Source organism: Streptomyces sp. NBC_00271 (assembly GCF_036178845.1).
Lineage (GTDB): Bacteria > Actinomycetota > Actinomycetes > Streptomycetales > Streptomycetaceae > Streptomyces.
This window is the reverse complement of the sequence record NZ_CP108070.1, coordinates 8,389,244-8,409,201: the sequence shown is the minus strand read 5'-3', so window position 1 is coordinate 8,409,201 and position 19,958 is coordinate 8,389,244. Positions and strand designations below refer to the sequence as shown.

The 19,958-nt window shown below is 70.3% G+C and carries 21 protein-coding genes; 6 read left to right on the top strand and 15 right to left on the bottom strand.

The annotated features are described in order from the left end of the window. Positions 1–50 precede the first annotated feature (50 nt). From OG798_RS38095 to OG798_RS38080, 4 genes are all read right to left on the bottom strand, one after another. Positions 51–1,229, bottom strand: coding sequence for an alginate lyase family protein (locus OG798_RS38095; RefSeq protein WP_095852175.1), 1,179 nt, complete (start codon positions 1,227–1,229; stop codon positions 51–53). 192 nt (positions 1,230–1,421) lie between these two features. Beyond that, entirely contained in the window at positions 1,422–2,183 is a 762-nt protein-coding gene (locus tag OG798_RS38090) for a DUF3710 domain-containing protein (RefSeq protein ID WP_054229932.1), read from the bottom strand. 1 nt (position 2,184) lies between these two features. Continuing rightward, positions 2,185–2,709, bottom strand: a complete 525-nt coding sequence (dut, locus tag OG798_RS38085; RefSeq protein ID WP_095852176.1) for a dUTP diphosphatase — start codon at positions 2,707–2,709, stop codon at positions 2,185–2,187. After that, positions 2,706–3,290, bottom strand: a complete 585-nt coding sequence (locus OG798_RS38080; protein WP_267063009.1) for a PaaI family thioesterase — start codon at positions 3,288–3,290, stop codon at positions 2,706–2,708. Before OG798_RS38080 ends, dut begins: the two co-directional genes overlap by 4 nt. A gap of 58 nt (positions 3,291–3,348) precedes the next feature. Here OG798_RS38080 and OG798_RS38075 point away from each other — a divergent pair, with 58 nt between their 5' ends. Beyond that, positions 3,349–3,810 carry a DUF3093 domain-containing protein gene (locus OG798_RS38075; protein ID WP_328758414.1) on the top strand — a complete coding sequence of 154 codons (462 nt, stop codon included), beginning with the start codon at positions 3,349–3,351 and terminating at the stop codon, positions 3,808–3,810. A 214-nt stretch (positions 3,811–4,024) separates the two neighbouring features. Here the strand turns inward: OG798_RS38075 and OG798_RS38070 are convergent, their stop codons facing one another. The 4 genes from OG798_RS38070 to OG798_RS38055 form a co-directional block, all read right to left on the bottom strand. Next, entirely contained in the window at positions 4,025–4,996 is a 972-nt protein-coding gene (locus tag OG798_RS38070; protein WP_267063008.1) for a hypothetical protein, read from the bottom strand. A gap of 13 nt (positions 4,997–5,009) precedes the next feature. Then, positions 5,010–5,306: a DUF4193 domain-containing protein gene (locus OG798_RS38065; protein WP_003997302.1), complete on the bottom strand. Its 297-nt coding sequence runs from the start codon at positions 5,304–5,306 to the stop codon at positions 5,010–5,012. 392 nt (positions 5,307–5,698) lie between these two features. Continuing rightward, positions 5,699–6,943, bottom strand: a complete 1,245-nt coding sequence (locus OG798_RS38060) for a sensor histidine kinase (protein ID WP_095852179.1) — start codon at positions 6,941–6,943, stop codon at positions 5,699–5,701. 6 nt (positions 6,944–6,949) lie between these two features. Further along, positions 6,950–7,603 carry a response regulator transcription factor gene (locus OG798_RS38055; RefSeq protein ID WP_010983842.1) on the bottom strand — a complete coding sequence of 218 codons (654 nt, stop codon included), beginning with the start codon at positions 7,601–7,603 and terminating at the stop codon, positions 6,950–6,952. 416 nt (positions 7,604–8,019) lie between these two features. On the opposite strand from OG798_RS38055, the gene OG798_RS38050 reads away from it, so the two are divergent. Beyond that, complete coding sequence (locus OG798_RS38050) at positions 8,020–8,193, top strand: hypothetical protein (protein WP_165854003.1); 174 nt, start codon at positions 8,020–8,022, stop codon at positions 8,191–8,193. Between the two features lie 137 nt (positions 8,194–8,330). On the opposite strand, the gene OG798_RS38045 is transcribed toward OG798_RS38050, so the two are convergent. Continuing rightward, positions 8,331–9,146 carry an inositol monophosphatase family protein gene (locus OG798_RS38045; RefSeq protein ID WP_095852180.1) on the bottom strand — a complete coding sequence of 272 codons (816 nt, stop codon included), beginning with the start codon at positions 9,144–9,146 and terminating at the stop codon, positions 8,331–8,333. Between the two features lie 8 nt (positions 9,147–9,154). After that, the gene (locus OG798_RS38040; RefSeq protein WP_120985502.1) at positions 9,155–10,282 is read right to left on the bottom strand and encodes a ferrochelatase; all 1,128 of its coding nucleotides are present in this window, start codon (positions 10,280–10,282) and stop codon (positions 9,155–9,157) included. A 197-nt stretch (positions 10,283–10,479) separates the two neighbouring features. Here OG798_RS38040 and OG798_RS38035 point away from each other — a divergent pair, with 197 nt between their 5' ends. Both OG798_RS38035 and OG798_RS38030 read left to right on the top strand, forming a co-directional pair. After that, complete coding sequence (locus tag OG798_RS38035) at positions 10,480–11,718, top strand: MFS transporter (protein ID WP_097224575.1); 1,239 nt, start codon at positions 10,480–10,482, stop codon at positions 11,716–11,718. Continuing rightward, the gene (locus OG798_RS38030; protein ID WP_267063007.1) at positions 11,678–12,997 is read left to right on the top strand and encodes a D-arabinono-1,4-lactone oxidase; all 1,320 of its coding nucleotides are present in this window, start codon (positions 11,678–11,680) and stop codon (positions 12,995–12,997) included. The genes OG798_RS38035 and OG798_RS38030 overlap by 41 nt, the downstream gene beginning before the upstream one ends. Here the strand turns inward: OG798_RS38030 and OG798_RS38025 are convergent. Continuing rightward, complete coding sequence (locus OG798_RS38025; RefSeq protein ID WP_097224577.1) at positions 12,921–13,688, bottom strand: hypothetical protein; 768 nt, start codon at positions 13,686–13,688, stop codon at positions 12,921–12,923. The two genes, OG798_RS38030 and OG798_RS38025, sit on opposite strands and share 77 nt — an antisense overlap. Positions 13,689–14,126: 438 nt before the next feature. On the opposite strand from OG798_RS38025, the gene sepH reads away from it, so the two are divergent. Continuing rightward, entirely contained in the window at positions 14,127–15,215 is a 1,089-nt protein-coding gene (gene sepH, locus OG798_RS38020; RefSeq protein ID WP_095852185.1) for a septation protein SepH, read from the top strand. A gap of 151 nt (positions 15,216–15,366) precedes the next feature. On the opposite strand, the gene OG798_RS38015 is transcribed toward sepH, so the two are convergent. Further along, entirely contained in the window at positions 15,367–16,218 is an 852-nt protein-coding gene (locus OG798_RS38015; protein WP_121414810.1) for a sulfurtransferase, read from the bottom strand. A 324-nt stretch (positions 16,219–16,542) separates the two neighbouring features. On the opposite strand from OG798_RS38015, the gene OG798_RS38010 reads away from it, so the two are divergent. Continuing rightward, positions 16,543–17,346 (top strand): VOC family protein, encoded by an 804-nt coding sequence (locus OG798_RS38010; RefSeq protein ID WP_095852188.1) that lies wholly within the window; start codon positions 16,543–16,545, stop codon positions 17,344–17,346. 20 nt (positions 17,347–17,366) lie between these two features. Here the strand turns inward: OG798_RS38010 and OG798_RS38005 are convergent, their stop codons facing one another. The 3 genes from OG798_RS38005 to OG798_RS37995 form a co-directional block, all read right to left on the bottom strand. Beyond that, positions 17,367–18,014: a thymidine kinase gene (locus OG798_RS38005; protein WP_095852189.1), complete on the bottom strand. Its 648-nt coding sequence runs from the start codon at positions 18,012–18,014 to the stop codon at positions 17,367–17,369. A gap of 62 nt (positions 18,015–18,076) precedes the next feature. After that, complete coding sequence (locus OG798_RS38000; RefSeq protein ID WP_097224581.1) at positions 18,077–19,264, bottom strand: alkaline phosphatase family protein; 1,188 nt, start codon at positions 19,262–19,264, stop codon at positions 18,077–18,079. Continuing rightward, on the bottom strand, positions 19,264–19,851 hold the full coding sequence (locus OG798_RS37995; protein WP_179436417.1) for a DUF5998 family protein: 588 nt from the start codon (positions 19,849–19,851) through the stop codon (positions 19,264–19,266). Before OG798_RS37995 ends, OG798_RS38000 begins: the two co-directional genes overlap by 1 nt. Between the last annotated feature and the right edge of the window lie 107 nt (positions 19,852–19,958).

Genomic DNA, 19,958 nt, shown 5'->3' with positions numbered 1-19,958 from the left:
CCGTTCGGGCGCCCCGGTGACGGCACCGGGGCGCCCGGCCGGAGAGGGTGTCAGTTGGGGTTGTCCCCGTCGGTGAGAGTCTCCCAGGCGACGAAGAGGTTGTTGCTGCCGGACGGCCGGTTCTGCTCGGTCAGCTTCTGGGTGTTGGTCATGGCGATGCCCAGGCGGTTGTGCAGGGCGTTGTAGCCGGTCTCGGTCACCGGACCCAGCCCGAGGGTGAGGGAACCACCGCACAGCCAGCTCGGCACCGCCTCGCCCAGCTGGTACTTCGACTGGAATCCGAGCGCCTGCCGCAGCCGCTCGCCGACGTCGGTGCCGTACAGGTCCTCGCCCTGGATCCGGCTGGTCTCGGCGATGTGCGAGATGGCCGAGATGCCGTACCCGGTGTGCGTGAAGTCGCGGCAGGTCTCCTGAGTGAGCCCGGTGACGAAGGTGGACTGCCCCTGCCAGTAGTTGACGATCTTCGCGGTGGTGTCGAGGTTCTGGCTCGGCACTGTCTTGGGCAGCGCGCCGTCGGAGGAGAGGTAGATGTACGCGGCCGTACGGGTCCGGAACTTCGCGATGGCCTTGTCGTACGACGTCCGGTCCTCGAGGAAGACGGAGATGCCGACGGCGGCCTCCATCATCGACAGTTCCCAGTTCCCGTTGGAGTTGGAGCCGTTGATGACCTCGGGGAGGTAGACGGTGCGCAGCATGGTCGCGAAGCGGCCGGAGTTGGCCCAGGTGCCGGTGTAGGTGTACTTGATGAGCTCGGCGGCCTTGGGCCAGGAGGAGCCGGCCCAGCCGGTCTGCAGGGGCGCGTTGCTGTTGGTGTGCTCCTTGATCACGGCCGACCAGGCGTCCATCAGGGCGATCGACTTCTTCGCGTACCGGTCGTCGCGGGTGATGTACCAGGCGAGGGCGTCGGTGTACGCGGCTATCGCGTCCTCGCGCTCGTCCGTGCAGCCGTAGTTGGGGTTGGAGTAGGAGCCGCACTCCACGGTCGCGCGGGGCTTCGGGACGCGGTTCAGGTCGGCGTACTTGCTCGCCATCATCTGGTCGTACGCGGCCTTCCAGGGCTGGGCCCCGGCGTTGACCTTGGTGCGGATGAAGTCCAGCTGGCTCTTGGAGACCGTGACTCCGGGGTGCGCGAAGGTGACGGGAGCGGCGTCGGCCTGTCGGGCTGCGGGCCAGACGAGGGCGCCCGCGACGAGGGCGGTGACGGTGGCGAGGAGTGCGGTACGGCGCATGGTGGGGGGCCATCCGTTCTCGTATGTGAACGATGAACGCCTGCATGAACATAGGCGCTGGGCCGAGACCATAGGTACAGACCAACTGCTCGTCAAGGGATCGCGCACGAGGAAGGGCCGCACCCCGTCGAGGGGTGCGACCCTTTGAATCCGTACGGTTGTTCTGCCCGCGGAGCGTCCGGCGAGCGGCGGCTAACGGACCTCGGTGATCTCCGGTCCGCGCTGCAGTTGTCCCATGCCTCCGGAGAAGCGGGAACCGCTCTGCTCCTCCTGCTGGACACCCTCGGGCACCATCTGCGCGTCGTTCGGCAGCTTCAGGACGATCGGGTCGCGCGGGGCCATCGGGCCCTCACCACGTACGACGACCGTGTCCCGGAAGATCTGCTCCAGCAGGCCCGCGGCCTGCGGCTGCACGGCGCCCTGCCCGGAGATCACTCCACGCAGGAACCAGCGGGGCCCGTCCACGCCGACGAACCGCACGACCTGGAAACCACCCGTGCCGTCCGGCAGCTGCACCGGCACCTGCGCCCGCAGCTCCCAGCCCAGCGGGCCCTCGACCTCGTCGATGACACCGCCCTGCTGGGTGATGCCGGTGGCGATCTCCTCGCGCACCTCGCCCCAGATGCCCTCACGCTTGGGGGCGGCGAAGGCCTGCAGCTGGATGGCGCTGTCCTTGAGGACGACGGTGGCCGCGACGATCGCGTCGCCCGCGACCTCGACCCGCAGCTCCATGCCGTCGACTCCGGGCACGAAGAGACCACCCAGGTCCACGCGGCCCTCGGCGGGGTCCCGCACCTCCGAGTCGTCCCAGGGTCCGTCGGGCCGCGGCTCCGGCTCGAGCCTCACGCGCTCCCGCTCCGCCTCGTCCGCCTCAGTGTCGACACTGTCGACGACCTGCTCGGCCTCGCCCGCCGCGTCCTCGGCGGCACTGCCCTTCTTGCGACGTCCGAACACGTCACTGTCCTTCCCGGTCGGATACGACCGAAGCGTATCGATTCCCACCCGTTGTGCCGCCCACGGCGGCATGACCGCCAGTGGACCCGAAGCCCCCTGCGGCCCGCGCCGAGTCGGGAAGTTCCGCGACCTCCTGGAAGCGGACCTTCTCGACCTGCTGGACGACCAGTTGAGCAATCCGGTCGAAGCGCTCGAACCGCACCGACTCGTGCGGGTCGAGATTCACCACGATCACCTTGATCTCCCCACGGTACCCGGCATCAACCGTCCCCGGGGCATTCACGAGGGCGACACCGCAGCGGGCGGCAAGCCCGGAACGCGGGTGCACGAAGGCCGCGTACCCCTCGGGCAGCGCGATGGACACACCCGTGGGCAGTACGGCGCGCTCGCCCGGCTTCAGTTCACGGCTCTCGGTGGTGCGCAGATCGGCTCCCGCGTCACCGGGCTGCGCGTACTCGGGAAGCGGTACGTCCGGGTCGACGCGGCGGATCAGCACGGCGAGTTCTTGACGGGGCTCGCGGGTCACGGGTTCACCTCGAAGGCACGGACACGGCGGATCTGGTCCGGTTCGTTCATGGCGGCCCGGATCTCCTCCGGGCGGCCGTTGTCGATGAAGTGGTCGACCTTGACCTCGACGAAGAGGGCGTCCGCGCGAACGGCGACGGGCCCGTCGGGGCCACCGATCCGCCCGGTGGCGGTCGAGTAGATCTTGCGGCCGGCCACCGCCGTGACCTCGGCCTCCAGGTACAACACCGTGTCCACGGGGACGGGCAGGACGAAGTCGGTCTCCAGGCGGCCGGTGACCGCGATGGTGCGCAGCAGCCAGTTCAGCGAGCCGAGCGTCTCGTCGAGGGCGGTCGCGAGCACTCCGCCGTGAGCGAGGCCCGGGGCACCCTGATGGGCGGGCCGTACCGTGAACTCCGCCGCGACGGTGACGCCCTCTCCCGCGCGGGCCTCCAGGTGCAGTCCGTGCGACTGCTCCCCGCCACACCCGAAACACTGTTCGTAGTGGGCGCCGAGAAGCTCGCCGGGGGCGGGCGCGTCGGGGTGCCGCACCGGCGCCACGGCGTCGGCGGGAGGCTTCAGAGCTGCGGAAGTACCACTCACAGCCGCAGACCTTACCCGCGCGTCCACCAAGTCTTCGCACCGTGCCAAGCTTGGCTTCATGCAGCTCTCCGCCTCCCTGTACGAAGAACGCCTCACCGCCCCCCGCAGCTGGTGGGCGATCTGCTTCCTGATCGGGATAGCGATGGCCCTCGTTTTCCTCCCCTTCGGCACGCTTCCGCTGCTGGGCGCGCTGGTCGGCGGTACCGCGGTCTCGGCGGTCGTGGCGAGCGCGTACGGGTCGATCCGCATCCGGGTCGTCGGTGACTCCCTGATCGCGGGCGAGGCGAAGATCCCGGTCGCGGCCCTGGGCGACGCGGAGATCATGGACCAGGAGGAGGCGCGCGCCTGGCGCACGTACAAGGCGGACCCGCGCGCCTTCATGCTCCTGCGCGCCTACATCCCCACGGCCCTCCGCGTCCAGGTCACCGACCCGGCCGACCCCACGCCGTACCTGTACCTGTCCACGAGGGAGCCGGAGCGCCTGATCGCGGCGCTCGAGGCGGCTCGGGCCACGGCCTAGCCCCCTGCGAAGAAGGAGGCGCGCGCCGCACCAGCACGGCGCGCGACGGTGCGCCTTCGTGTAGCGGTTACGCACCGGCGCACACCGCTCCACGGGCAGTGCGCCTCCGCATCCGGTGCTCCCGGCCCACCACGAGCCGGTGACTCCCACGAGCCAGTGAACCCCTGCCCCGCCGCTCGTCTCGACTCGGCGGGCGGCCGGTGCCGGGCGGGGCTCAGTGCCCCAGTTCCTTGGGGATCTCCCCGATCCGCAGGGGATCCGCCGGCTTCTCCAGGGGCGGCAGCTCCGCAAGCGCGTCCCACGGCACCTGGGACTTGCGCAGGTCCTTGCGGATACGCGCCGCCAGGCGCTTGGTGTCCCGGCGGTTCATGACCGCCCCCACCGCCGCGCCCACCATGAACGGCATCAGGTTCGGCAGATCCCGGACCATGCGTTTCATGATCTGCTGGCGCAGCTCACGCTTCATCTGGCCGCCCAACGCGGCGTTGATCGTCGACGGTTTGGTCACGTCGATCCCGCGCTCGGAGGACCAGGAGTTCAGATACCCGGTACTGCGCTGTTTGAGGTTGCCCGGCGGCCGCAGGCCGTAGACCTCGTGGAGCTCGGCGATCAGCTTCAGCTCGATCGCAGCGACGCCGGTGATCTCCGCGGCCAGCTCGGTCGGCATCGCGGGCGGCACCGGCAGCATCGCGGCGGCACCGATCCCGGCGCCCACCGTGGACGTCGCGTTGGCGGCACCCACGACGAGCTTGTCCGCGAGTTGTTCGGGGGTGAGTCCCGGGAACTGCCTGCGGAGGGTCGCGAGGTCCCGCACGGGGACGCGCGGCGCGATGTCGATGATCCGGTCGGCGAGGTGGGTCAGGCCCGCCTTGGCCCTGCTGCCGCCCTTCTGGACGCCCTTTCTGACCCCGTCCCGAAGGCCGGCCGCACGGCGGCCGGTGGCGGGAACGGCGACGTCCGCCGGAACCGAACCGTCGGACGGTTCCGGATCGTCGGCCGGCTTCACCTCGCCGGCCCGCTCGAAGGCGCCTGTCGGCGCTGTGGCGGGCGCCCGCTCGAGCGAGGCTGATCCTGGTCGGGAAGAGCCCCGCTCGTCGTCACGCACGCCTTCAGGGCCGTCTGAGGGCCCTTCGTCCGCTGCCCGTGAAGGGAAGCGGCGCTTCCAAGGTGGGGTCGAGCCAGTCACGGCCGACCCTGCCTCAGTCGCAGTCGCGGCAGATCGGCTGACCGTTCTTCTCGCGGGCCAGCTGGCTGCGGTGGTGCACCAGGAAGCAGCTCATGCAAGTGAACTCGTCCTGCTGCTTGGGCAGCACCCGGACGGCCAGCTCCTCGTTCGAGAGGTCGGCTCCGGGCAGCTCCAGGCCTTCTGCGGCCTCGAACTCGTCTACGTCGACCGACGACGTCGACTTGTCGTTCCGGCGAGCCTTCAGTTCTTCAAGGCTGTCCGAGTCGACGTCGTCGTCGGTCTTGCGTGGGGTGTCGTAATCCGTTGCCATGTCGCTCTCCCCCTCTGGGTGTCTGCGGTGTCTCAGCGCACGTAACGCGTGAGAGGCCGGACTTGTGCCCGACCTGAGGCGGAGATTTTGCCTCACATCAAGGTCTGTTACTCAATCGACACCCAACCGGACTCCTCATGAGTGATCGGCTTGGATGGCGATGCGGACCGTACACGGTCCGAAGGGCCCACTTCAAAGGCGTCCCACCGTGTACTTCCCGTGATCTAGACCCCCGAAAACCCGGATTTTCCCGGCTTTACGACAGCCTGCGTGACCACGGAGAGTAGATGGCCGGAAATTCGCCCTTGTGATCGATCACACACGAGTCTCCCGGATGGGCGACCAGAAAATTCCGCGCAAAGCGAACATCGCCGCGTGTCCGCGACATGGTCTCAGATCGGCAGGGTGACGCGCATCACGAGCCCACCCCCCTCGCGCGGCTCTGCCGCGATATGGCCCCCGTGTGCGCGGGCCACCGACCGGGCGATGGAAAGGCCGAGGCCCACGCCCTTGTCACTGCCGGTGCGCTCCGTGCGCAGCCGCCGAAAAGGCTCAAAAAGATTGTCGATCTCGTACGCGGGAACCACCGGACCCGTGTTCGTGACCACCAGTACCGCCTGGCCGTGCTGGACCTGTGTCGTGACCTCGACCCAGCCGTCCTCCGGCACGTTGTACCGCACCGCGTTCTGGACGAGGTTCAGGGCGATCCGCTCCAGCAGGACGCCGTTGCCCTGGACGACCGCCGCGGCGCGCTCCCCGCGGATCGCCACGCCCTTGGCCGCGGCCTCGGCGTGCACCTGGTCGACGGCCTGTGTGGCGACCTCGGCGAGATCCACGGGCTTGCGCTCGACGATCTGGTTGTCGCTGCGCGCGAGCAGCAGCAGGCCCTCGACGAGCTGCTCGCTGCGCTCGTTGGTGGCGAGCAGCGTCTTGCCGAGCTGCTGGAGCTCCACCGGGGCTCCGGGGTCGGACAGGTGTACCTCGAGGAGCGTGCGGTTGATCGCGAGCGGGGTGCGCAGTTCGTGCGAGGCGTTGCCGACGAAACGCTGCTGGGCGGTGAAGGCCCGCTGCAGCCGCTCCAGCATGTCGTCGAAGGTGTCCGCCAGCTCCTTCAGCTCGTCGTCGGGGCCGTCCAGCTCGATCCGCCGGGACAGGTCCGAGCCCGCCACCGCGCGCGCGGTGCGGGTGATCCGGCCGAGCGGCGACAGGACGCGGCCCGCCATCGCGTAGCCGAAGGCGAAGGCGATGATCGCGAGGCCGAGCAGGGCGAGCAGGGAGCGGCTGAGCAGGTTGTCCAGGGCGGACTGGCGCTGGAGGTCGATGCAGTGGCTGATCGCGGCGTTGAAGGCGTCGAGCGACAGGCCCGAGTTGACCGCGGGGCAGTTGTCGCTGGTGACCTTGATGTCGGTGCCGCCGGCGATCCTGAAGAGCGGCTCTGCGCCCGTGTTCAGGGCCTGCGCCGCGAGCAGATAGATGATCGACAGCAGCATGATGCCGGCGATCAGGAACATGCCGCCGTACAGCAGCGTGAGCCGTATGCGGATGGTCGGGCGCAGCCAGGGGAACGGAGGCTCCGCCCTTCTGGGGTCCCAGGTCGGCTTCGGAGGCGCTGTGGGGGGCGCGGGAGTCGTGGCCACCGCGGGTCAGATCCGGTAGCCGGAGCCGGGCACGGTGACGATGACCGGGGGCTCCCCGAGCTTGCGGCGCAGGGTCATGACGGTGACGCGGACGACATTGGTGAAGGGGTCCGTGTTCTCGTCCCAGGCCTTCTCCAGGAGCTGTTCGGCGGAGACGACGGCGCCCTCGCTGCGCAGCAGCACCTCCAGGACGGCGAACTCCTTGGGCGCGAGCTGGACCTCCTTGCCGTCGCGGAAGACCTCGCGCCGGTTGGGGTCGAGCTTGATCCCGGCGCGCTCCAGGACGGGCGGCAACGGCACGCTCGTACGACGCCCGAGAGCACGCACGCGTGCCGTCAGCTCGCTGAACGCGAACGGCTTGGGGAGGTAGTCGTCGGCGCCGATCTCCAGGCCCTCGACACGGTCGCTGACGTCGCCGGAGGCGGTGAGCATCAGCACGCGCGTGGGCATGCCGAGCTCGACGATCTTGCGGCAGACGTCGTCGCCATGCACGAGCGGGAGGTCGCGGTCGAGGACGACCACGTCGTAGTCGTTGACGCCGATGCGCTCCAGGGCGGCCGCACCGTCGTACACGACGTCGACGGCCATGGCCTCCCGGCGCAGTCCGGTGGCCACCGCATCGGCGAGCAGCTGCTCGTCCTCGACGACGAGTACGCGCACGTCGCTTGTCCTTCCTCTGTCCACCCGCGTAGCGCCTCTTCGGCACACGTGGGCAGGGGGGTCTGTCATGGGTATGGCCTCCATCCTGCCCTTTTCGGCCATAAACCGGCTGTAAGACGGGTGAGAGGCGACCGGTACGACGGTCTCCGGGCCCGGGAATACGAGATTTTCTCGTCGGGTTGAGGTTTCCACGGAAGGGAGCGGGGGGAGGACGGCTTTACACCCCGCGATCACGCTCTGCATGTGGCAAGCCACCTTGTGGTACGTCCAACCGCTTCCGCAGAGCGGGCGTGGGTGTCCGGCACCGTCGCCGCCCAGCCCGGGCAGCGCTGGGCACCCTCTGGAGACGTGATCGCCCCTTCCCAACGGCACACCCCCGTGCCACCGACCCACGACCCAGGACGAGGGGGCGCAGCATGGACGCATTCACCGCAGGACTTCTGCAGCGCATAAGGGCGACCGAGTCCGACCTGACGCGGGCTCGCGAAACAGGCGACGACTTCCTCGCGGAGGTCGAGCAGGCCGAGCTCGAGGACCTGCGCCGCCTTGCCGCCGAGCACGGTGTGGAGGTCGGCGCGTCGCGCGTCTGAGCAGTTCGTACGAGAGCGGGGCCCCGGCATCGATCCAGTGCCGGGGCCCCGCTCCGTTGTTGTGCGTACCGAATTCCGTAGCCGCTGTACGCACCGGGAACAGCCGGTGCCGTACGTACCAAGAACGGTGGGTGTCCTCAGTCGTGCCAGGCGCCGAACTCCTCCAGAAGCCGCTGGAGGGGCTCGAAGACGCCCGGGGAGGCCGCGACAGCCAGATCGCCCCCGGGGCGCTCTCCGGGGCGTCCACCGGTCAGGGCACCCGCCTCACGGGCGATCAGGTCGCCCGCCGCGAGGTCCCAGGGGTGCAGACCGCGCTCGTAGTAGCCGTCGAGGCGGCCCGCGGCGACGTCGCACAGGTCGACGGCCGCCGAACCGCTGCGCCGGATGTCGCGCAGCAGGGGGATCAGCCGGTGGGCGACCTCGGCCTGGTGGACTTTGACCTCGGTCACGTAGTTGAAGCCGGTCGAGACCAGGGCCTGGTCCAGGGGCGGCGACGGGCGGCAGGCCAGCCGGCGCTCGCCGACCCAGGCCCCGGTGGCCCGGGCTCCCCTGCCGCGCACGGCGCTGTAGGTCTCGCCGCGCATCGGTGCCGCGACGACTCCGACGACGGTCTCGCCGTTCTGTTCGGCCGCGATGGACACCGCCCAGGTCGGGAGCCCGTAGAGGTAGTTCACCGTGCCGTCGAGCGGGTCGACGACCCAGCGGATACCACTGGTGCCTTCGCTGGAGGCGCCCTCCTCGCCGAGGAAGCCGTCGTGGGGGCGGTGCTGGGAGATCAGGTCGGTGATCAGCTTCTCGGCGGCGATGTCCATCTCGGTGACGATGTCGATCGGGCTGGACTTGGTGGCGGCGACCGTGAGGTCCGCCGGGCGGCCGTCCCGCAGCAGCTCGCCTGCGCGGCGGGCGGCGTCGTGGGCGAGCTGGAGCAGTTCGGTGTGCAGGGGCTCGATCAAGGGGCTCCTCAGGCGTACGGGCTGTCGGCGCCCGCGGCGGCGGGCTTGGGGGCGCGGGCCGGGCAGCAGCCCACAGGGCACAGGCCGTGGCTCGCGCCGAGCGCGCCCAGGGCGCAGGGTGTCACCTGCAGCCCGTTCTCTGTCGCGGCGCGCTCCAGGACGAGGTCGCGGATCGCCGCGGCGAAGCGGGGGTCGGCGCCCACGGTGGCCGAGCGGCGCACGGGCAGCCCCAGCTCCTCCGCCTTGGCCGTCGCCTCCGTGTCGAGGTCGTACAGCACCTCCATGTGGTCCGAGACGAACCCGATGGGGGCCATCACGACGGCCGGGACCCCGGCCCCGTGCAGCTCCTCCAGGTGGTCGCAGATGTCGGGCTCGAGCCACGGGATGTGCGGGGCTCCGGAGCGCGACTGGTACACGAGCTGCCAGGGGTGCTCGATCCCGGTCTCCTCGCGCACGGCGTCGGCGATCAGCTTCGCCACGTCCAGGTGCTGCTTGACGTAGGCGCCGCCGTCGCCGTGGTCCTCGGCCGGGCCGGAGGTGTCGGCGGCGGCGGTGGGGATGGAGTGCGTGGTGAAGGCGAGGTGCGCACCCGCCCGTACGTCCTCGGGGAGCTGGGCGAGGGACTTCAGGACGCCCTCGATCATGGGCTCGACGAAGCCGGGGTGGTTGAAGTAGTGCCGCAGCTTGTCGATCTTCGGCAGCTCCAGGCCCTCGGCCTCCAGGGCCGCCAGGGCACCGGCGAGGTCCTCGCGGTACTGCCGGCAGCCCGAGTACGAGGCGTACGCGCTGGTGGCGAGGACGAGGACGCGGCGGCGGCCGTCGGTGACCATCTCGCGCAGGGTGTCGGTGAGGTACGGCGCCCAGTTGCGGTTGCCCCAGTACACGGGCAGGTCCAGGCCGTGGTCCGCGAAGTCCTTGCGGAGGGCGTCGAGCAGGGCACGGTTCTGGTCGTTGATCGGGCTGACCCCGCCGAACAGGAAGTAGTGCTGCCCCACTTCCTTCAGCCGTTCCTTGGGGATGCCTCTCCCCCGCGTCACGTTCTCCAGGAACGGAACCACGTCGTCCGGGCCTTCGGGGCCGCCGAACGAGAGCAGGAGCAGGGCGTCGTAGGGGGTGGCATCGAGCACATCTGGCATGTGTCCGATCCTGCCACCCGTCGCTGACAGCCGGACAACGGACACATGACACACCTGACAAGCGGGATCGGGGAGCACGCGAGGGAGTGCGTTAGGGTCCCCTAACCTGTAAGCTGTATCGGCCATCTACACGCCTTACCGGAGTCCGGCCGCACGCGGTGACCGTGCGGCCGGGCCGAGCCCACCGGAGACCCTTCGTGCCCAGCCCGTACCGCGCCCTGTTCGCCGCCCCCGGCTCCAAGGGCTTCTCCGCCGCGGGCTTCCTCGGCCGGATGCCCCTGTCGATGATGGGCATCGGCGTGGTGACGATGATCTCCCAGCTCACCGGGCGGTACGGGCTCGCGGGCGCGCTGTCGGCGACCATGGCACTCGCGGCCGCGGTGATGGGCCCCCAGGTCTCCCGGATGGTGGACCGGCACGGCCAGCGGCGGGTGCTGCGCCCCGTCACCCTGTTCGCGCTCGCGGCGGCCGCCGGGCTGCTGCTGGCCGCGCGCTTCGAGTGGCCGGACTGGGTGCTGTTCGTCTGCGCGGCCGGGATCGGCTGTGTCCCGAGCATCGGCGCGATGATCCGGGCCCGCTGGGCGGCCCTCTACGGAGGCACCCCGCAGTTGCACACCGCGTACTCGTTCGAGTCCGTGGTGGACGAGATCTGCTTCATCTTCGGGCCGATCTTCTCCATCGGCCTGTCCACGGTGTGGTTCCCGGAAGCCGGGCCCCTGCTCGCCGCCTGCTTCCTGGCGGTGGGCGTCTTCTGGCTGACCTCCCAGCGCGCGACCGAGCCCGTGCCGCACCCGCGTGAGGACCACACCAGCGGTTCGGCGCTGCGCGCGGCCGGACTCCAGGTCCTGGTGGCCACGTTCGTGGCGACCGGAGCGATCTTCGGGGCCGTGGACGTGGTCACCGTGGCCTTCGCGGAGGAGCAGGGTCACAAGGGCGCCGCGAGCGTGGTTCTGGCCCTCTATGCGGCGGGTTCATGCGCGGCGGGAGCCGTGTTCGGACTGCTGCATTTCAAGGGGACGCCCGAACGTCGGTGGCTGCTGGGCATATGCGCCATGGCCGTGAGTATGATCCCCCTGCTACTGGTCGGAAACTTGCCGTTTCTGGCCGTGGCGCTGTTCGTTGCGGGCCTGTCCATCGCTCCCACGATGATCACGACGATGTCCCTCATCGAACAGCACGTACCACGCGCGAAACTGACCGAGGGCATGACCTGGGTGAGCACCGGACTCGCGGTCGGGGTCGCGCTCGGCTCCTCCGTGGCCGGCTGGGTGATCGACGCCGCCGGTGCGAAGGCCGGGTACGGGGTTCCGGCGGTGTCCGGAGCCGTCGCGGTCGCGGTCGGATTCCTCGGGTATCGCCGGCTGAGCAGGCCGGTTCCGCAGCGGGAGGGGACCCATGAGCACCACAGTGAGCGGGAAGAGCGGCACGTGGCGTAACTGGGCGGGGAACGTCACCGCCCGTCCCGTACGGGAAGTCGTCCCCGCTTCGGTCGAGGAGCTCTCCGCGGCCGTACGCAAGGCGGCCGACGATGGTCTGAGGGTCAAGGCCGTCGGCACCGGGCACTCCTTCACCGCCGCCGCCGCGACCGACGGCGTATTGATCCGCCCTCAACTGTTGACCGGCATCCGCAAGATCGACCGCGAGGCCGGGACCGTCACCGTTGAGGCGGGCACCCCGCTCAAGCGTCTCAATGTGGCTCTCGCGCGCGAGGGGCTGTCGCTCACGAACATGGGCGACATCATGGAACAGACGGTGTCGGGCGCGACCAGCACCGGAACGCACGGCACGGGCCGCGACTCTGCCTCGATCGCCGCGCAGATCAAGGGACTTGAGCTGGTCACCGCGGACGGTTCGCTCCTCACCTGCTCCGAGGAGGAGAATCCCGATGTCTTCGCGGCGGCCCGGGTGGGCATCGGCGCCCTGGGGATCGTCACCGCGATCACCTTCTCCGTAGAACCCATTTTTCTGCTCACGGCCCGCGAGGAGCCGATGACCTTCGACAAGGTCACCGCCGACTTCGACGAACTCTTCACCGAGAACGAGCACTTCGAGTTCTACTGGTTCCCGCACACCGGCAACTGCAACACCAAGCGCAACAACCGCAGCGCCGGCCCCGAGAAGCCGATCGGGCAGATCGGCGGCTGGATCGAGGACGAGTTCCTCTCCAACGGGGTCTTCCAGGTGGCGAATCTGGTCGGCCGCGCCGCGCCCGTCACCATTCCGACGATCGCCAAGATCTCCAGCCGGGCGCTGTCCGCGCGGACCTACACCGACATTCCCTACAAGGTCTTCACTTCTCCGCGCCGGGTGCGCTTCGTGGAGATGGAGTACGCCGTTCCGCGCGAGGCGCTCGTCGAGACGCTGCGCGAGCTGAAGACGATGGTCGACCGCTCGTCCCTGCGGGTCAGCTTCCCCGTCGAGGTGCGCACGGCCCCCGCCGACGACATCACGCTCTCCACGGCGTCCGGGCGGGAGAGCGCCTACATCGCCGTCCACATGTTCAGGGGTACGCCCTATCAGGCGTACTTCACCGCGGCCGAGCGGATCTTCACGGCGCACGAGGGCCGCCCGCACTGGGGCAAGGTGCACACCCGCGACGCGGAGTACTTCTCGAAGGTGTATCCGCGCTTCGGCGAGTTCACGGCGCTGCGGGACCGTCTTGACCCGGATCGCCGCTTTGGGAACGACTACTTGCGTCGGGTGCTGGGCTCGTAGGCGAACCGTCCGTGGGCGCCGGGGTGTCGGCCGGCGCCTGCGAAGCGGCACTGGAACTCGGCGTCGGCGTAGGGGATGTGGCACGGCCGTCACCCCGAGTGGCGCCGGCGCCGAAGCCGTCTTCGGTGCCGGGAGTGCTGTCGGTGGCCGACGGCTCCCTCGACGAGGACCCGCTCGAAGGCGTCGTATCGGGCCTCAAGTGGGAGCCGGAGCCGCTGCCCTTGAGGGCGTCACCGACGGTGGTGCTCGTGCCGTCGCCGCTGAAGCTCTGCCCCGACACCAGCTCGTACGTCGTGATCCCCGCCATCGTGACGCCGAAGACGAGCGCCGCCGCAACCACCGGCCGCTTCCAGCTCTTGACCCGGGCGCGATAGACGGTGCCCTCGGTGAACGCCCCTGGTACCAGGGCCTGCTCGGGCCTCGGCTTCGCCTGGACCGTGACGTCGCGGAGCTGTTCGCCGGTGCGCTTGAAGAAGTGCTGGAAGACGGTGCCTCCACAGGTGGCGATCGCGCTGACCACTCCGGCGCCCAGGATCGTCCCGTACACCCCGAAGTAGGAGGCGAGTTTGGCCGCCACCACCGCGGCCACGGCGCTGCCCGCCACTTGCGGAAGGCTCAGGTCAACCCGCTTCCTCCTCGGTGCCCCCTCCTTCGCCCCCGATTCCTCGCCCGTATCCGACTTCTCACGCATCCCCGGACCTTGCCTGCCTTTCCCGTACTTCTCGACCGCTTGCACGAGAAAGGGACGGACGGGCGAAACGTTTAGTTCCGTTTCTGGCGATTACGTGAAGTACAACACGTTTCAAGGTCACGAATACGGCACAGTGGACGGCCAACTACCACCCCTCACTAGAAGTTGGGCGGCGCGCCGATCCACGCACATGGCCCGAATGGAGTACTGTTGCGAGCCCTGGGTCCGGACTCCCGCCAGGGTGTCCGGGGCCTGACAGGACCGCCGGGAGGGGGCTCGTTGCACAGGGTGATGGAGTTCGTCACTTAGCGTTGCGAATAGGTAACCGTGCCATAACGGCAACCCCGGGCCCGTGCCCGACACGCCGGGCAACTCGGCAAGGTTGTGGCAGGCTGCACCCGGGCAGGCCACACTCGACTAGCGGAAGCAGCGACGCACGTGACGTCGGCAGGCACCACCCGGGAGGTCCCCATGCCCGAACTGCGTGTCGTGGCCGTCTCTAACGACGGCACACGGCTGGTGCTGAAGGCTGCGGACAGCACGGAGTACACGCTTCCGATTGACGAGCGTCTGCGCGCCGCTGTTCGCGGCGACCGTCCCCGCCTCGGCCAGATCGAGATCGAGGTGGAGAGCCATCTCCGCCCCCGAGACATCCAGGCGCGGATACGTGCCGGCGCCTCCGCGGAGGAAGTCGCCCAGCTCGCGGGAATTCCCGTCGACCGGGTGCGTCGCTTCGAAGGCCCCGTGCTCGCCGAGCGTGCCTTCATGGCCGAGCGAGCCCGGAAGACTCCTGTCCGCCGCCCCGGTGAGAACGCCGGACCCCAACTCGGTGAGGCCGTCCAGGAACGGCTGCTGATCCGGGGCGCCGAGAAGGACACCGTCCAGTGGGACTCGTGGCGTCGTGACGACGGCACGTGGGAAGTGCTGTTGGTCTACCGGGTCGCGGGCGAGCCGCACTCGGCGAGCTGGACGTACGACCCACCCCGGCGGCTCGTCCAGGCCGTGGACGACGAGGCGCGCTCGCTGATCGGCGAGTCCGACGACCTCGCGGCGCCCGAGCCGAGCTTCCCGTTCGTCCCACGGATCGCACGGCTGCCGCGCGACCGCCCGCTGGACCGTGCCCTGGACCGGCAGATGGAGCGCCCGAGCCTGCCCGGGCCATCCCCGGATCCGATCGAGGAGAGTGTGAGCGACCGCGACTCGCTCACCAGCCTCCTGGAAGCGGTGCCCAGCTTCCGGGGCGACATGGTGGTGCCCGAGCGACCCGCCACCGCGGAACTCCCGGCGACGGAGGAGCCACCGACCGAGCCCGAGGCGGAGGAGCCACCGGCCCCCGCGGCCTCGGCCGGCGCCGGATCCGCCTACGCGGACGTGCTCATGCCCCGCTCGGTCGGCAGCCACCGCGACCGTCTCGTCGGTGCGACCGACCGCCAGGCCGAGGCCGACGGCGTCCGCCCGGGCCGCAGAGCGGCGGTCCCGAGCTGGGACGAGATCGTCTTCGGGACGCGACGAAAGAAGCAGGACTAGTCAGTTGTACGACATCGGGGCCCGCGCCACGCTGGAGCGGGCCCCTTTGCCGTTGCTCGGGGGCGGGGCCTACCGCGACTTGCCGTTACTCGGGATCGGGGCCCACCACGACTTGCCGTTACTCGGGATCGGGGCCCACCACGACTTGCCGTTACTGGGGGTCGGGGCCCACCGCGACCGGACGGCCGCGGTCCCTCGACCACTCCGACCAGGAACCCACGTACAGCGCGGCCGGGATGCCCGCGACGGCGAGTGCCAGTACCTCGTGAGCGGCGGACACGCCCGAACCGCAGTAGACGCCGACCTCCGAAGTGCCGGTCACACCGAGGGACTTGAAGCGCTCCGCGAGCTCGCCCGATGGCCGGAACTCGCCGGTTTCCGTGACGTTCTCCGTGGTCGGCGCCGAGACCGCGCCCGGGATGTGCCCGCCCACGGGGTCGATCGGCTCGACCTCGCCCCGATAGCGCTCCCCGGCCCGGGCGTCGAGCAGCAGCCCCGTACGAGCGAGCGCGGCGGCCCCGTCCGCGTCCAGCAGCGGCCGGGCGCCCGCGACCGGCTCGAAGGTTCCGGGGGCGGGCTCGGCGACCTCCGAGGACACCGGCCCGCTCCAGGCGGCCAGCCCGCCGTCCAGCACGCGCACCGACGGATGCCCCGTCCAGCCCAGCAGCCACCAGGCCCGCGCGGCGGCCCACCCCACGCCACCGTCGTACACGACGACATCCCGGTCCGCCGACACCCCGGCGGCCCGCATCGCCTCGCCGAAGACCTCCAGGTCGGGCAGCGGATGGCGGCCGCCCTCGCCCGGCTCCCCGGCGAGTTCGGCATCCAGGTCGACGAAGACCGCGCCGGGGATGTGCCCTGCCGCGTAGGCGGCCCGGCCGTCGAAGGGGGCGGCCCCGGCGGCCGTCGCCATGGAGAGCTGCCAGCGGATGTCGAGCACGACCGGCGGGTTCGGTCCCACCAGGTCACTCGCGAGTTCGGATGCGGAGATGATGGCGTTCATGGCCACCATCCTCGCGTACGGGGTGGCCCCGGCGTCCAGGTCCGGCTACTCTGCTCGGCCGGACAGGTCCGATCACCGGGCGTACGGGTTCGGGCACATGCTGTACAGCCGATGGACACTCCCCGGCAATCACGCGGAAACGGATGGGAAACGGCTCATCGGGCATTCTCCGGCAGTGGACCACTACACGATGACGCCGCCGGGGCGCGCAGGGTGACGGGTGGTGCGAGCATCGGCACGGGGCGTGCACGCGCGCGATTGCGGTACGCGTGTTCGTAGGCGGAAGGTGAACGGCCACCGCGAGGGGCCGAGAAGAGAGTGACGATGACCGAGGCACGGGAGTCGGCCGGCCCGAACGGCACCACGAACGCTCGGCACGCACCCGGCGTGCCCTGCTGGGTGAGCCTGATGGTGCACGGGATGGCCACGACCCAGGAGTTCTACGGAGAGCTGTTCGGCTGGGAGTTCCAGCCGGGCCCGCGGCAGCTCGGCCCGTATGCGCGGGCGCTGCTCGACGGCCACGAGGTGGCGGGAATCGGACAGATGCCACCCGACCGGCATCTGCCGATCGCCTGGACGCCGTACTTCGCCTCGGAGGACGTGAACCACACCGCCGAGTCGGTACGGCACTGCGGCGGCACCGTGGGCGTGGGTCCCCTGGACGCCGGAGAGGCCGGGCGGCTGCTGATCGCCTCGGACCCCACGGGCGCCGTCTTCGGGGTCTGGCAGGCGGCGGCCCATCTGGGAACGGCGCTCCACGGGGTGCACGGCACCCCCGCCTGGATCGAGTTGGTGACCCGCGACACCGAAAGCGTCGTCAAGTTCTACCAGGGGGTCTTCGGACACGAGCCGGAGCCGGTCGTCTCGGCCGACTTCGACTACATGACCCTGCACATCGACGGCCGCCCGGTGGCAGGCATGCACGGCGTCGGCCACGGCCTGCCCCGCGACCGCGGCGCGCACTGGCTGACGTATTTCGAGGTCGCGGACGTGGACGAGGCCGTCGCCCAGGCCACCGATCTCGGCGGACACCTCCTCAAGGCGGCCCACGACTCGCCCTACGGACGGGTGGCCACGGTGGCGGACCCGGAGGGCGCGGTGTTCTCGGTGATCCGCACCGAGCGATGACGCACGCAGCGCGCTGAGAGTCAGGCGGAGGCGATCGGCAGTACGTCGGGCGAGAGGGCGCCCGCGCGGGCCGTCGCCGCCGTCATCCGGCGCCGGTGGTGTCGACGGCACAGAACCTCGTAGCCGATGTCCTCCGCCTGATTGACGTCGCCTACGACCACCTGGGCGCCCTCGACGACCATTTCGCCGCCTATCGTGCGGGCGTTGTGGGTGGCACGGGCGCCGCACCAGCACAGAGCCTCGACCTGGAGGACCTCGACCCGGTCGGCGAGCTCGACGAGGCGCTGGGAGCCGGGGAAGAGCTTGGAGCGGAAGTCGGTGGTGATGCCGAACGCGAAGACGTCGATCCCCAGGTCGTCGACCGTCCGGGCCAGTTGGTCGATCTGGCCGGGGGCCAGGAACTGCGCCTCGTCCGCGATCACGTAGTCCGCCCGGCCGCCCTGGGAGAGGTGGTCGACGAGGTACGCGTAGAGGTCCTGGTCGTCCGCGACCTCCACGGCATCCGTGACCAGGCCGAGGCGCGAGGAGAGCTTGCCCTCCCCCGCGCGGTCGTCGCGCGTGAAGATCATGCCCTGCAGGCCCCGGGCCGAGCGGTTGTGCTCGATCTGGAGAGCCAGCGTCGACTTCCCGCAGTCCATCGTTCCGGAGAAGAACACCAGCTCGGGCATAGGGAGTTGAGCACCTTTCGGCAAGAAGGGAGGCGGGCGGAGCAGAGACGGGCGGGGAGGGGTCAGGTACGTACTTCCAGAAGCGGAACGTGCTGCTCCACCGGTGCCATCGAACCGTGGTTGCCGACCATCGCCGACTCCTTCGGCTCCCGCTCGGTCGCGACGATCAGGACGTCGTCGCAGGCCGCCGCCACGACGTCGCCGATCCGGGCGTACACCCGTTCGTCGACCTGCGGTCCGAACCAGCCCGCCGCGATCGCCTCGTCGCGTGAAGCCACCCAGAACTGCTCGCCGAGGACCTCGCGCCAGCAGGTCAGGACGTCCGCCTCGGCACCCGGGACGGCGTACACATGCCGGGCCCGGGCCTCGCCGCCCAGCAGGGCGACTCCCGCGCGCAGCTCCCAGTCCTCATCGAAGTCGATGCGGTGCTGCTCGTCGAAGGGGATGTCGATCATGCCGTGGTCGGCGGTGATGTACAGCGCCGCGCGCGGGGGCAGTTGCTCCGCGAGGCGCTGGACCAGGCGGTCGACGTACATCAACTGACCGCGCCAGGGGTCCGAGTCGATGCCGAAGCGGTGGCCCTTGCCGTCCACCTCGGCGTAGTAGGTGTACACCAACGAGCGGTCGCCGGCGGCCAGTTGTTCGGCCGCGAGGTCCATGCGCTCCTCGCCGGACAGCCGCCCGTGGAACGTTCCGCCGCTCAGGGCGATCTTCGTGAGCGGGGTGTTCTGGAAAGTGGGGGACGAGACCTGGGCCGTGTGCACACCCGCCGCGTCCGCGAGCTGGAAGACGGTGGGATACGGCTGCCAGGCGCGGGGTTCCGTCCAGGGACTCCAGCGCAGCTGGTTCATCAGCTCGCCGGTCCTCGGGTTGCGCACGGTGTAGCCGGGCAGGCCGTGCGCGCCGGGCGGCAGGCCCGTGCCGACGGAGGCCAGGGAACTCGCGGTGGTCGCCGGGTAGCCGGCGGTGATCGGGCGGCCGGTGCCGCCGCGCGAGCTGCCCAGGAGGGAGCTCATGAAGGGGGCCTCGTCCGGGTGCGCCTTCAGTTGCTCCCAGCCGAGGCCGTCGATCAGGAAGACGCAGTTCCGGTCGGCCTCGGTCAGTTCCGGTATGGCGGTGGTCATGCCGGGGACGCCCATGCCGGCGGCGAGCGTGGGCAGCAGATCGGCGAGCGAGCCCGCGCCGTATTCGGGGACGGGCGCGGAATCGATGGCCAGCGGTTCCGGGTGGTCCCAGGTGGGCAGCGCCATCAGCGGGTGATGTCCGCGGTCGCCTCGGAGAGGGACTGCGCGAAGGCGAGGGCCTGGCGCACCGTCTCCGGGCCGTCCCCGGCCTCGCTGACGCGCAGGCTCAGGTCGTCCGCCGTCGAGTTGCCCGTGTAGCCGTGGTCCGCCTCGCAGTTGGGGTCGCCGCAGGCCGCGGGCTCCAGGTCGATGCGGGAGACCGCGCCCCAGCCGATGGTCAGGACGACCTCGCGGGGCAGCGCGCCCGGCGTGTACGACTCGGGGTTGGCGACGACCCGGCTGACGACGACCGACGAGATCCGGCCGAGTTTCACGGACTCGGTCGAGGTCGTGGCGTACGGCGTCGGTGAGGTCGTGTCCGCGTTCTGCTCGTCGGTGTGGCTCACGATGAAGCGGTTGCCGGTGAGGACGAGCACGGTCACGTGCCGGCGCACCTCGTTGGCGTCGAACGTGGTCTCCTGGTGGACCAGGTACGACCGGATGGTGTCGCCGCCGATCGCGGCCTCCACCGCCTCGGCCACGAGGGCCGGGTAGTAGCCGCTGCGCTCGATCGCCGCTCGCAGCCCCTGGGTCGTCGTACTGGTCTTGGCCATGACGTCCATCCTACGGTGGCCCACTGACTGCGAGGCACCGCTCGCGGGTGTCTGTCGTGGACGGATCAGAACGAATCGTCGACGGCGGCGGGTGCCGGTACGGCTCG

What these genes read in the sequence shown, in the direction of transcription:
- OG798_RS38005 (WP_095852189.1), bottom strand. Translation starts at nt 18,014, where the DNA reads ATGCCCGAGCTGGTGTTCTTCTCCGGAACGATGGACTGCGGGAAGTCG.
- OG798_RS38015 (WP_121414810.1), bottom strand. Translation starts at nt 16,218, where the DNA reads ATGAACGCCATCATCTCCGCATCCGAACTCGCGAGTGACCTGGTGGGA.
- OG798_RS38025 (WP_097224577.1), bottom strand. Translation starts at nt 13,688, where the DNA reads ATGCGTGAGAAGTCGGATACGGGCGAGGAATCGGGGGCGAAGGAGGGG.
- OG798_RS38075 (WP_328758414.1), top strand. Translation starts at nt 3,349, where the DNA reads ATGCAGCTCTCCGCCTCCCTGTACGAAGAACGCCTCACCGCCCCCCGC.
- OG798_RS37995 (WP_179436417.1), bottom strand. Translation starts at nt 19,851, where the DNA reads ATGGCCAAGACCAGTACGACGACCCAGGGGCTGCGAGCGGCGATCGAG.
- OG798_RS38095 (WP_095852175.1), bottom strand. Translation starts at nt 1,229, where the DNA reads ATGCGCCGTACCGCACTCCTCGCCACCGTCACCGCCCTCGTCGCGGGC.
- OG798_RS38050 (WP_165854003.1), top strand. Translation starts at nt 8,020, where the DNA reads ATGGACGCATTCACCGCAGGACTTCTGCAGCGCATAAGGGCGACCGAG.
- OG798_RS38065 (WP_003997302.1), bottom strand. Translation starts at nt 5,306, where the DNA reads ATGGCAACGGATTACGACACCCCACGCAAGACCGACGACGACGTCGAC.
- OG798_RS38040 (WP_120985502.1), bottom strand. Translation starts at nt 10,282, where the DNA reads ATGCCAGATGTGCTCGATGCCACCCCCTACGACGCCCTGCTCCTGCTC.
- OG798_RS38000 (WP_097224581.1), bottom strand. Translation starts at nt 19,264, where the DNA reads ATGGCGCTGCCCACCTGGGACCACCCGGAACCGCTGGCCATCGATTCC.
- OG798_RS38030 (WP_267063007.1), top strand. Translation starts at nt 11,678, where the DNA reads ATGAGCACCACAGTGAGCGGGAAGAGCGGCACGTGGCGTAACTGGGCG.
- OG798_RS38010 (WP_095852188.1), top strand. Translation starts at nt 16,543, where the DNA reads ATGACCGAGGCACGGGAGTCGGCCGGCCCGAACGGCACCACGAACGCT.